Here is an 11,540-nt window from a genome sequence, read left to right on the forward strand (position 1 = left end):
ATAAAGCATGACCCGCTTGACGGCTAGGGCCGTCGGAGAACCCTTGTAATGCCCGATCACGATGTACGCCTGCAACAACTGACCGCCTGGCTTGCCGGGCAACTGGAGAGCCTGTTCCTTAGCAACGCCTGGGGCGAAGTGCCCCCCGGCAGCCTGACCGCCGCCAGCAGCGATGCGAGTTTCCGTCGTTATTTCCGCTGGGAGGGCGCTGGCCACAGCTTCGTGATCATGGATGCGCCGCCGCCGCAGGAAAATTGCCGTCCGTTCGTCGATATCGATCACCTGCTGGCCACGGCGGGCGTGAACGTGCCGGTCATTCATGCCCAGGACCTGGAGCGTGGTTTCCTGTTGTTGGGCGATCTGGGTCACCAGACATACCTGGACATCATTGATTCGGACAACGCTGACGCACTGTTCGCCGATGCCATCGATGCGCTGCTGGCGTTCCAGCGGCTGCCGATGGACGCGCCGCTGCCCAGCTATGACGTTGCCCTGCTGCGCCGCGAGGTGGAGCTGTTCCCCGAGTGGTACGTGGGTCGCGAGCTGGGACTGGGCTTCAGCGAAGCGCAGCAGGCCACCTGGCAACGGGTCAGCCAGGTGCTGATCGACAGCGCCCTGGCCCAGCCCAAGGTGTTGGTGCACCGCGACTACATGCCGCGCAATCTGATGCAGAGCACCCCCAACCCAGGCGTGCTGGACTTCCAGGATGCCGTCTACGGCCCGGTTACCTACGACATCACCTGCCTGTTCAAGGACGCCTTCCTTAGCTGGCCGCAGGCGCGCGTGGAAGGCTGGCTGCGTGGTTATTGGGAGAAGGCCCGCGCCACCGGCATCCCGGTGCAGCCTGAGTTCGAGGCGTTCCACCGTGCCAGCGACCTTATGGGGGTGCAGCGCCACCTCAAGGTCATCGGTATCTTTGCCCGCATCTGCCACCGTGACGGCAAGCCGCGCTATCTCGCCGACGTGCCGCGTTTCTTCGCCTATATAGATGAAGTGGTCGCTCGCCGTCCCGAACTGGCCGAGCTGGGGCAACTGATTGCCGAGCTCAAGGGCGAGGCGCGTTCATGAAGGCGATGATCCTGGCGGCAGGCAAGGGCGAGCGCATGCGCCCGCTGACCCTGCATACGCCCAAGCCACTGGTGCCCGCGGCCGGCAAGCCGCTGATCGAATACCACCTCGAGGCACTGGCCCGCGCCGGTATCCGTGAAGTGGTCATCAACCACGCCTGGCTCGGCCAGCAGATCGAGGACCACCTGGGCGACGGCAGCCGTTTCGGACTGAGCATCCGCTACTCCCCGGAGGACGAGCCACTGGAAACCGGTGGCGGGATCTTCAAAGCGTTGCCGCTGCTTGGGGATGCGCCGTTCCTGCTGGTCAACGGTGATGTCTGGACCGACTACGACTTCACAGGCCTGAATGCTCCCCTGCAAGGGCTGGCGCACCTGGTGCTGGTGGACAATCCCGGTCATCACGGCCGTGGCGACTTCCGCCTGGCGGATGGCCAGGTGAGCGATGGTGACGAAGCGCCGGGAACGCTGACCTTCAGCGGCATCTCGGTGCTGAGTCCGGCCCTGTTCGAGGGTTGCCAAGCCGGCGCGTTCAAGTTGGCCCCGCTACTGCGCAAGGCCATGGTCGAGGGGCGGGTGAGCGGTGAGCACTATCGTGGCCACTGGATCGATGTCGGCACCCTCGAGCGCCTGGCCGATGTCGAGCGCCTGATCGGCGAGCGTGCCTGACATGTGGTGGCCGAGCACAGTGATTGGTGCCGGTGCCGGTTTCGCCGTGGCCAGCATCCCGGGGGCATTGCTGGGGGCGTTGCTGGGACAGGCCATGGATCGGCGCCTGCGACTGCAGGGTTGGGAGGATGTGCGCGAGCGCCTGGGTGGGCGCCCGGCGCTGCGTGACGAGGAACTGCTGTTTGTCCTGCTCGGACGCCTGGCCAAGAGCGACGGCCGGGTGCTCGAGGGGCATATCCAGCAGGCGCGTCAGGAGATGTCGCGGCTGGACCTGGCCGAGCCTGCGCGGATGCGGGCGATTGCCGCGTTCAACCGCGGCAAGTCGGGCAAGGGCCGGCTGGGTCACTACCTGCGCCGGATCAAGCTGCAGCCTCACGCTGCCGAGGGTACCCTGCGTGCCTGTTGGCGCATGGTCTGGGCCGACGGCAAGGCAGGGCGCCAGGAGCGCGACCTGCTGTTGGGCTGGGGGCAGCAGTTGGGGCTCAGTCGCAACCAGGTGCAGGCCATGTCGCTGGAGTATGAACCGCGCAAGTCGGCGGTCGAGGGCGGTGCCATGACCTATGCGGCGGCGTTGAGGCTGCTGGGGGTGGAACCGGATACCGAGGCGGACAAGGTCAAGCAGGCCTACCGACGTTTGCTCAGCCGACATCACCCGGACAAGCTGGTGGGCAGTGGCGCCAGTGAGGCCAAGGTGCGCGAGGCGACCGAGCATACCCGCGAGTTGCATCAGGCCTATGCCATGATTCGCAAGCGGCGCGGGCTTTAGGTTTGCCATCGCAGGGCAAGCCCGCTCCCACGTTGTTGGAGTTGGCTTGTCCCTCGATACGCGTCACTCTTCCTTGGGCTTCAGCCAGCCGCGCACCCGGCGCAGCAATTGCTCCTGCTCGGCGGCCTTGTTGCCTGGAACGACCATCAGCGACAGCTGCCGGTACTGGCTGTTCTTCTCGCGCTTGCTGGCTTGCAGGCGTTGTTGGGCAGCCAGTCGATCCTGGCTGCGGGTTGTGTAGTACAGATCCGCCGTTGGTACTTTCAGGGTCGGCGTCAGGCTCAGCAGGTCGTGCTCCACCCGCGCCGGCATCTGTGCGGCGACCATCACCAGCTTCTGTACCTGGGGCGGCTGCTTCTCGCTGAGGTAGCGCGCGGCCCAGTACGCGCCACTGCCGTTACCCAGCAGCACGATGCTGCGCGCTTTCTGCTGCTGGGCATAAGCCACGGCGGCATCGAGGCGGGCGAAGATGCGTTCGGCATCCTCCTCACTGGTGTGCTCGTCGGCCTCGACCGCGTCGGTGCTGTCGGCTGCGTCCGCCTCGGGCGCGGTCGCCTGGGCGACATTGGCATTGGCGTCTGCTGGCGTGTCCTTGGCTGGAGCCGACTCGCCTTCTTCCTTTTTCGGTTCGACCACCGGCTTGGCTTCGACCCGGGCCTGCGGGCGTTCTGCAAGCAGATCGGGCAGGCTCAGGCTCAGGGTGCTCCAGCCGACATCGGGGAAGCCACGGCGCAGCGGGCCGACGGTGGTTGGCCAGTCAGCACTTTCGCCGGCACCGGGAACAATGATCACCGCGCCTTGCGGATCGCTGTCGTTGGCTGGCTTCCACAGGGCCAGGAAGTTCTCGCCATTGGCCTGCAAGGTCTGTTGCTCGGCCTTGGGCACCTGGCGCTCAAGGGCCAGGGCGTCGTCCTGGCTGCGTTCAAGCAGCGCTGGTCGGGGAGCGGGGGCCGCAGTTTCGGCGGCATCCTGCGGTTTTTCGGCGTCGGCGGCCCGAGCGCCGAGCGGCAGGAGCGAAGCCAGGCAGAACATTGCCAGCGTCGTGCGATAAAGTGTGAACATCGATCAATCCAAGGCCAGAATCATACCGGCAGCCTAATGGTATTTGCCCGCGACGGCCACGCCAGGCGGCCGTCATTGCCAAGACGAGCGTAGAGATGAAGCGAGTGCGTTGCCTGTGGGTTATCGGCTGGTTGTGTCTACCCTTGATCGCCCTGGCAAAGCCGGAGGCGCCGCCACCCGTGGTGCTGGAACCGGCCCAGCAGCAGTGGCTGGACGAACACCGCGGCCTGCGCGTCGGCCTGGTACTGCAGGCGCCCTATGCTCAGTTCGACCGCCGACTGCAGCAATTCTACGGGGCCAACGTCGAACTGATCGACGCACTGTCCCAGGCACTGCGGCTGGACCTGACCTGGCGCGGCTTCCCGGATCAGGCGGCGCTGGAGCACGCGTTGCAGGCGGGAGAGATCGATTTCGCTCCAGGCCTGACGCAGACACCCACCAGCCTGCGGCTGTGGTTGTTCAGTGACCCTTACATGCGTGTGCCGCAGTTGGTGGTGGGGATGCGCAGCGGCGCGGTGGCCGTGGAGCTGGAGAAGCTGGCCGCCAACGAGCGGATGGCTGTGCGCATGCCAGGTGCCCTGGCGGACTACCTGCGGAGCAATTACGGCAACCTCAATCTGCAGGGCGTGCCCAACGAGCGGGAGGCGCTGCAGCTGGTGCTGGGCGGGCAGGCCAGTTTCGCCGTGCTGGACGAGGCGCAACTGAGCCGGCTGTCCCGCGAAGGCGAGTTCGCCGACCTGGCGGTGGTGGGTGACATCGGTTTGCCGCAGTTGTTGCGGGTCGGTTCGCGACGCGACTGGCCCGTGCTCGCCGATATCCTTGAGCGCGCCTTGCAGGCCCTGCCGGCCAAGACCCTGGAGCAGATGCACCAGCGCTGGTTGCAGCCCAAGTACCCACGCTTTTCCGAGTCCGCCGGCTTCTGGCAGAACCTCGCCTTGCTGTTCGGCCTGCTGCTGTTGTGTGCCCTGGCCACCCTGGTCTGGCAGCGACGCCAGCAGCGCGGCTTGGAACGAGGCTTGCTGGCGGCCCGCGAGAGCCTGGTGGAGCGCCAGGTGCGCGAGGAGGCCTTGCGCCTGAGTCAGTTCTCCATCGACCAGAGCACTGTGGGCATCCTCTGGGTCAACTGGGACAGCCATGTGCGCTACGCCAACCATGCCGCCGAACGCATGCTGGGCTTCGTCGAGGGGGCATTGCTGGAGCGGCCGCTGGTGGATATCGAACCGAATCTGACGATGGATCGCTGGCTGGAACTGTGGAAGCGCGCACGCACCGGGGATGGCGGCGAGCAGCAGTTTGAAAGCCAGTGCCGGCGCGCCGACGGCAGCCTGTTCCCGGTCGAGTTGTCGTTGTCGTTCCTGCGTTTTCGCGATGCGGAGTACCTGGTGGTGTTCCTCGCCGATGTCACCGAGCGCCAGCGCGATCTGGCCGCGTTGCGCGAAAGCGAGGCGCGGCTCAAGGGCATTGCCGGCAACGTGCCGGGGCTGGTGTTCCGCCTGGAGCGCGACCCGGCCGAGGGCGACCCGGAGTTCCCCTATATCAGCGAGGGCAGCGAGGCATTGGTCGGCTATACCCCGGCGGCGATCCAGCACCCGCAGATGGGGCTGCGCAACCTGGTCCACCCCCAGGACCGCGCCGACTATCACCGGGTCCAGGACCTGGCCCTGGCCAGCGACCAGGACTGGTCGTGGCAGGGCCGTATCCTCACCCGCCAGGGCGAACAGCGCTGGGCCGACATCAAGGCGACCACACGCCGCCTGGCCGATGGGCGCATGGTGTGGGATGGTGTGGTCTGGGACATCACCCAGGGCAAGCAGGCCGAGCTGGCCCTGGCCGCCTCCCAGGAGCAGCTGCGCGAATTGTCGGCGCATCTGGAAAGCGTGCGCGAGGAGGAAAAGGCCCGCATCGCCCGCGAGGTGCATGACGAACTGGGGCAGATGCTCACGGTGCTCAAGCTCGAGGTGTCGATGTGCGAGCTGGCCTATGCCGAGCTGGACGCCGGGCTGCATGAGCGCCTGGCCAGCATGAAGCGCCTGATCGCCCAACTGTTCCAGCTGGTGCGTGACGTGGCCAGCGCGTTGCGCCCGCCGATTCTGGATGCCGGGATCGCCTCGGCCATCGAGTGGCAGGCACGGCGTTTCGAGGCCCGCACGCAGATCCCCTGCCTGGTCGAGGTCCCGGAGCAACTGCCGCCCTTGAGCGATGCCAAGGCCATCGGCCTGTTCCGCATCCTCCAGGAGGCGCTGACCAACGTCATGCGCCATGCCCGGGCGCACACCGTGCAGATCGCCCTGGTCGAGGAAGGCGGGCAGTTGCGCATGACGGTCATCGACGATGGCGTGGGGTTCGCCGTCGATGCGGCCCGGCCGACTTCGTTCGGCCTGGTGGGGGTGCGTGAGCGCGTGCTGATGCTGGGCGGCGACATGACCCTGGAGAGCGAGCCCGGCGAAGGCAGCAGCCTGAGCGTGGCGATTCCTTTGGCGTAGGAGAGAACGATCGTGATTCGAGTGCTGGTGGCGGAAGACCACACCATCGTCCGTGAGGGCATCAAGCAGTTGATTGGCCTGGCCAAGGACATGCAGGTCGCCGGCGAGGCGGGCAACGGCGAGCAGTTACTGGAGACCCTGCGCCATACCCCTTGTGAGGTGGTGCTGCTGGATATCTCCATGCCAGGGGTGAATGGCCTGGAGGCCATCCCGCGGATCCTGGCATTGAGCAACCCGCCGGCGATCCTGATGCTGTCGATGCATGATGAAGCGCAGATGGCTGCGCGGGCGCTGAAGGCCGGGGCGGCGGGCTACGCCACCAAGGACAGCGACCCGGCGCTGCTGCTCACCGCGATTCGCCGGGTTGCCGGCGGCGGGCGCTATATTGACCCGAGCCTGGCCGACCGCATGGTCTTCGAGGTGGGGTTGACCGAAACCCGGCCGTTGCACACGCTGCTGTCCGAGCGCGAGTTCTCGGTGTTCGAGCGCCTGGCCCAGGGCGCCAACGTCAATGACATCGCCCAGCAGCTGGCGCTGTCGAACAAGACCATCAGCACCCATAAGGCGCGCTTGATGCAGAAGCTCAAGGTCAACTCGCTGGCGGAGCTGGTGAAGTACGCGATGGAGCACAAGCTGGTCTGATTGCGACATGCCCGGTTTTTTGTAGGAGCAGCCCCTGGGCTTCAGCTTATATTGCCGGGGCTGCTCTGCAGCCCTTTCGCGGCGCAAGGCCGCTCCTACAAGGGAATGTGTCTGTCCTGAAAGCGCCATCCTTGTAGGGCAATCCCTACAGCAAGTCTTCCATGCGGATGATGGCAATCTCTCAGTCCCCCCGATTTTCGGGCGCTTGCGCCTCTTCTACGCTGTGCCCACGCAGTCATTCCAACAAGAAGGTGCAGGGCATGAGCGAGGCGAATTCGAACGAGACGCTGGTCAGCTTCCGAGGTGTGCAGAAGAGCTACGACGGCGAATCGCTGATCGTCAAGGACCTCAACCTGGACATCCGCAAGGGCGAGTTCCTGACCCTGCTCGGCCCGTCCGGCTCGGGCAAGACCACCAGCCTGATGATGCTGGCCGGCTTCGAGACGCCCACCGCCGGTGAAATCCAGCTGGCCGGACGCTCGATCAACAATGTGCCGCCGCACAAGCGTGACATCGGCATGGTGTTCCAGAACTACGCGCTGTTCCCGCATATGACCGTGGCCGAGAACCTGGCCTTCCCGCTGACCGTGCGCAACCTGAGCAAGACCGACATCAGCGAGCGGGTCAAGCGCGTGCTCGGCATGGTCCAGCTCGACGCCTTCGCCAAGCGCTACCCCGGACAGCTGTCCGGCGGTCAGCAGCAGCGCGTGGCCTTGGCCCGTGCCCTGGTGTTCGAGCCGCAGCTGGTGCTGATGGACGAACCGCTCGGCGCCCTGGACAAGCAACTGCGCGAACACATGCAGATGGAGATCAAGCATATCCACCAGCGCCTGGGCGTGACCGTGGTCTACGTGACCCACGACCAGGGCGAGGCGCTGACCATGTCCGACCGGGTGGCGGTGTTCCACCAGGGCGAGATCCAGCAGATCGCCGACCCGCGCACCCTCTACGAAGAGCCGCGCAACACCTTCGTCGCCAACTTCATCGGCGAGAACAACCGCCTCAACGGCACCCTGCTGGCCAGTGACGGCAAGCGCTGCCAGGTGCAACTGGCCCGTGGCGAGCGGGTCGAGGCGCTGGCGGTGAACGTCGGCCAGGCCGGCGAGCCGGTGACCCTGTCGATCCGCCCGGAGCGCGTGCGCCTGAACGGCCACAGCGAAAGCTGCGTGAACCGCTTCTCCGGCCGCGTGGCCGAGTTCATCTACCTGGGCGACCACGTGCGGGTGCGCCTGGAGGTGTGCGGCAAGGCCGATTTCTTCGTCAAGCAGCCGATCGCCGAGCTCGACCCGGCCCTGGCCGTGGGCGATGTGGTGCCGCTGGGCTGGGAGGTGGAACACGCCCGCGCGCTCGATCCGATTGCCGAAGCCCATTGATGGTTTGCTTCACCAACCCTGAACTGTGGAGAGAATAATAATGCGCAAGCAGTTGAAACTGACCGCCCTGGCCCTTGGCCTGTTCGCCGCCGGGCAGGCCCTGGCGGCCGACCTGACCGTGATCTCCTTTGGCGGCGCCAACAAGGCGGCCCAGACCAAGGCGTTCTACGAGCCATGGGAGAAGGCTGGCAAGGGCAAGATCGTCGCCGGTGAGTACAACGGCGAGATGGCCAAGGTGAAGGCCATGGTCGACACCAAGAGCGTGTCCTGGAACCTTGTGGAAGTCGAGTCGCCGGAGCTGGCCCGTGGATGCGACGAAGGCATGTTCGAGGAACTCGACCCGGCCCTGTTCGGTGATGAGGCTGACTACGTACCGGGCGCCATCCAGCCATGCGGCGTCGGTTTCTTCGTGTGGTCCACGGTGATGGCCTACAACGCCGACAAGCTCAAGACCGCCCCGACCAGTTGGGCCGACTTCTGGGACACCAAGAAATTCCCGGGCAAGCGCGGCCTGCGCAAGGGCGCCAAGTACACCCTCGAATTCGCCCTGATGGCCGACGGCGTCGCGCCAAAAGAAGTGTACAAGGTGCTCGGCACCAAGGAAGGTCAGGACCGCGCCTTCAAGAAACTCGATCAGCTCAAGCCAAGCATCCAGTGGTGGGAAGCTGGTGCCCAGCCACCGCAGTACCTGGCCTCGGGTGACGTGGTCATGAGCTCGGCCTACAACGGCCGGATCGCCGCGGTGCAGAAAGAAAGCAACCTGAAGGTGGTGTGGAACGGCGGCATCTACGACTTCGACGCCTGGGCCATCCCGAAAGGCGCCAAGGATGTGGAAGAAGCGAAGAAATTCATCGCCTACACCGTCCAGCCCGAACAGCAGAAGACCTACTCCGAGAACATCGCCTACGGCCCGGCCAATTCCAAGGCCGTCCCGCTGCTGGCCGATGCGGTGAAGAAGGACATGCCGACCACGCCTGAGAACATCGCCAACCAGGTGCAGATCGACGTGGCCTTCTGGGCCGACAACAGCGAACAGCTGGAGCAACGCTTCAACGCCTGGGCGGCGAAGAAGTAGGGACACAATCCCTGATGTCTGTAGGAGCGGCCTCGTGCCGCGAAAGGGCTGCAAAGCAGCCCCCAGCATCTTGTGCATCACGGCTGAGATCCAGGGGCCGCTTCGCGGCCCTTTCGCGGCACGAGGCCGCTCCTACAGTTAGCGCGTCAAGCCTGAGGTCACCGCTGTCATTGTAAAGCGGCCTCGATGTTTCCCTGATTTCCCGGAGTTCGCCATGGCCATTGCAGTGCCCCTCAACGAAGGCGCGGGTAAAAGCCTCAAGCAGCGCCTCAAGCATGCCGAGCGGGTCAACCGCTGGAAGGCCCAGGCGTTGATCGCGCCGCTGGCGCTGTTCCTCCTGCTGGTGTTCCTGGTGCCGATCGCGGCGCTGCTGTACAAGAGCGTCGGCAACCCCGAGGTGGTCGCCGGCCTGCCGCGCACCGTCGAGGCGGTGGCGCAGTGGGACGGCAAGAGCCTGCCCGGCGAGGAGGTCTACAAGGCCCTCAGCCAGGACCTGGCCGAGTCGCGCAAGAACCAGACCCTGGGCGACCTCTCCAAGCGCCTGAACATGGAGCTGGCCGGCTACCGCAGCCTGCTGGCCAAGACCGCGCGTGCGCTGCCGTTCAAGGCCGAGCCCGCGTCCTATAAAGATGCCCTGCAAGCGCTGGATGAGCGTTGGGGTGACCCGGCCTACTGGCAGGCGATCCGCCGCAACACCAGCACGGTCACCTCTTTCTACCTGCTGGCCTCCGTCGATCACCGTATCGACGACCTCGGCGAACTGGCCAAGGCCACGCCGGACCAGGCCATCTACCTGGATATCTTTGCCCGCACCCTGTGGATGGGCGTGGTGATCACCGCCATCTGCCTGGTGCTGGCCTACCCGCTGGCGTACCTGCTGGCCAACTTGCCGACCCGGCAGAGCAACCTGCTGATGATCCTGGTGCTGCTGCCGTTCTGGACCTCGATCCTGGTGCGGGTGGCGGCGTGGATCGTGCTGTTGCAGTCGGGCGGGCTGATCAACAGCGCGCTGATGGCCATCGGCATCATCGACCAACCGCTGGAGCTGGTGTTCAACCGCACCGGCGTGTACATCTCGATGGTGCACATCCTGCTGCCGTTCATGATCCTGCCGCTGTACAGCGTGATGAAGGGTATTTCGCCCAGCTACATGCGCGCGGCGATTTCCCTGGGTTGCCATCCGTTCGCCAGTTTCTGGCGGGTGTACTTCCCACAGACCTATGCCGGTGTCGGCGCCGGTTGCCTGCTGGTGTTCATCCTGGCCATCGGCTACTACATCACCCCGGCGCTGCTGGGCAGCCCGAACGACCAGATGGTCAGCTACTTCGTTGCCTTCTACACCAACACCAGCATCAACTGGGGCATGGCCACCGCCCTGGGCGGGCTGTTGCTGCTGGCGACCGTGCTGCTGTACCTGATCTATAGCTGGCTGGTCGGCGCCAGCCGCCTGCGCCTGAGCTGAGGAGCCTTGTCATGCTGAGCCCCTACATGTCGCCCGTGGAACGGGTGTGGTTCTACAGCCTGCGCATCCTGTGCGGCCTGATCCTGCTGTTCCTGGTACTGCCGGTACTGGTGATCATCCCGCTGTCGTTCAACAGCGGGAGCTTCCTGGTGTACCCGCTGCAAGGTTTCTCGCTGCACTGGTACCAGGACTTCTTCGCTTCCGCTGAATGGATGCGCGCCCTGAAGAACAGCATCATCGTCGCCCCGGCGGCCACGGTGCTGGCCATGGTGTTCGGCACCCTGGCGGCCATCGGCCTGACCCGCGGCGACTTCCCCGGCAAGTCGCTGGTGATGGCGCTGGTGATTTCGCCGATGGTGGTGCCGGTGGTGATCATCGGCGTGGCCAGCTACCTGTTCTTCGCCCCGTTGGGCATGGGCAACAGCTTCACCTCGTTGATCCTGGTGCACGCGGTGCTGGGTGTGCCGTTCGTGATCATCACCGTGTCGGCCACGCTGCAGGGCTTCAACTACAACCTGGTGCGCGCGGCGGCCAGCCTCGGGGCCTCGCCATTGCTGGCCTTCCGTCGGGTGACCTTGCCGCTGATCGCCCCCGGGGTGATCTCCGGCGCGCTGTTCGCCTTCGCCACGTCGTTCGATGAGGTGGTGGTGACCCTGTTCCTCGCCGGGCCCGAGCAGGCGACCCTGCCACGGCAGATGTTCAGCGGCATTCGCGAGAACCTGAGCCCGACCATCGCGGCGGCGGCCACCTTGCTGATCGCCTTTTCGGTGATCCTGCTGCTGACCCTGGAGTGGCTGCGTGGGCGCAGCGAGAAGCTAAGGACCCAGCAGCCGGCCTGACTGCCGGGAGGGCTTTGCCCTCCTTTCGCGGCGCAAGGCCGCTCCTACAAGGGATCGCGGTCTCCTGTAGGAGCGGCCTTGTGCCGCGAAAGGGGGGCCAAT

Annotated in this window: 10 protein-coding genes; 9 read left to right on the top strand and 1 reads right to left on the bottom strand. The window is 65.5% G+C overall.

All coding sequences use genetic code 11. The annotated features are described in order from the left end of the window. Positions 1–48 precede the first annotated feature (48 nt). The 3 genes from POF53_RS01290 to POF53_RS01300 are packed head-to-tail and all read left to right on the top strand — an operon-like array spanning position 49 to position 2,502. Positions 49–1,068: an aminoglycoside phosphotransferase family protein gene (locus tag POF53_RS01290; RefSeq protein WP_498966011.1), complete on the top strand. Its 1,020-nt coding sequence runs from the start codon at positions 49–51 to the stop codon at positions 1,066–1,068. Then, complete coding sequence (murU, locus tag POF53_RS01295) at positions 1,065–1,736, top strand: N-acetylmuramate alpha-1-phosphate uridylyltransferase MurU (RefSeq protein WP_498966013.1); 672 nt, start codon at positions 1,065–1,067, stop codon at positions 1,734–1,736. The genes POF53_RS01290 and murU overlap by 4 nt, the downstream gene beginning before the upstream one ends. A gap of 1 nt (position 1,737) precedes the next feature. Then, a complete protein-coding gene (locus POF53_RS01300) occupies positions 1,738–2,502 on the top strand; it encodes a TerB family tellurite resistance protein (protein WP_203649933.1) in 765 nt (254 codons plus the stop codon). A 63-nt stretch (positions 2,503–2,565) separates the two neighbouring features. On the opposite strand, the gene POF53_RS01305 is transcribed toward POF53_RS01300, so the two are convergent. Beyond that, positions 2,566–3,564, bottom strand: coding sequence for an alpha/beta hydrolase family protein (locus POF53_RS01305; protein WP_498966015.1), 999 nt, complete (start codon positions 3,562–3,564; stop codon positions 2,566–2,568). A gap of 95 nt (positions 3,565–3,659) precedes the next feature. On the opposite strand from POF53_RS01305, the gene POF53_RS01310 reads away from it, so the two are divergent. From POF53_RS01310 to POF53_RS01335, 6 genes are all read left to right on the top strand, one after another. Further along, a complete protein-coding gene (locus tag POF53_RS01310) occupies positions 3,660–6,047 on the top strand; it encodes a PAS domain-containing sensor histidine kinase (RefSeq protein ID WP_498966017.1) in 2,388 nt (795 codons plus the stop codon). A gap of 12 nt (positions 6,048–6,059) precedes the next feature. Continuing rightward, positions 6,060–6,689 carry a response regulator transcription factor gene (locus tag POF53_RS01315; RefSeq protein ID WP_498966019.1) on the top strand — a complete coding sequence of 210 codons (630 nt, stop codon included), beginning with the start codon at positions 6,060–6,062 and terminating at the stop codon, positions 6,687–6,689. 260 nt (positions 6,690–6,949) lie between these two features. Then, positions 6,950–8,062, top strand: a complete 1,113-nt coding sequence (locus POF53_RS01320) for an ABC transporter ATP-binding protein (RefSeq protein ID WP_203649939.1) — start codon at positions 6,950–6,952, stop codon at positions 8,060–8,062. A gap of 40 nt (positions 8,063–8,102) precedes the next feature. Then, complete coding sequence (locus POF53_RS01325; RefSeq protein WP_232855085.1) at positions 8,103–9,137, top strand: ABC transporter substrate-binding protein; 1,035 nt, start codon at positions 8,103–8,105, stop codon at positions 9,135–9,137. A gap of 214 nt (positions 9,138–9,351) precedes the next feature. Further along, on the top strand, positions 9,352–10,599 hold the full coding sequence (locus POF53_RS01330; RefSeq protein ID WP_186731676.1) for an ABC transporter permease: 1,248 nt from the start codon (positions 9,352–9,354) through the stop codon (positions 10,597–10,599). Between the two features lie 11 nt (positions 10,600–10,610). Continuing rightward, entirely contained in the window at positions 10,611–11,438 is an 828-nt protein-coding gene (locus POF53_RS01335; protein WP_028689019.1) for an ABC transporter permease, read from the top strand. The last annotated feature ends 102 nt before the right edge of the window (positions 11,439–11,540 follow it).

The organism is Mitsuaria sp. RG (genome assembly GCF_028369275.1).
In the GTDB taxonomy this organism is placed as follows: Bacteria; Pseudomonadota; Gammaproteobacteria; order Pseudomonadales; family Pseudomonadaceae; genus Aquipseudomonas; species Aquipseudomonas peradeniyensis.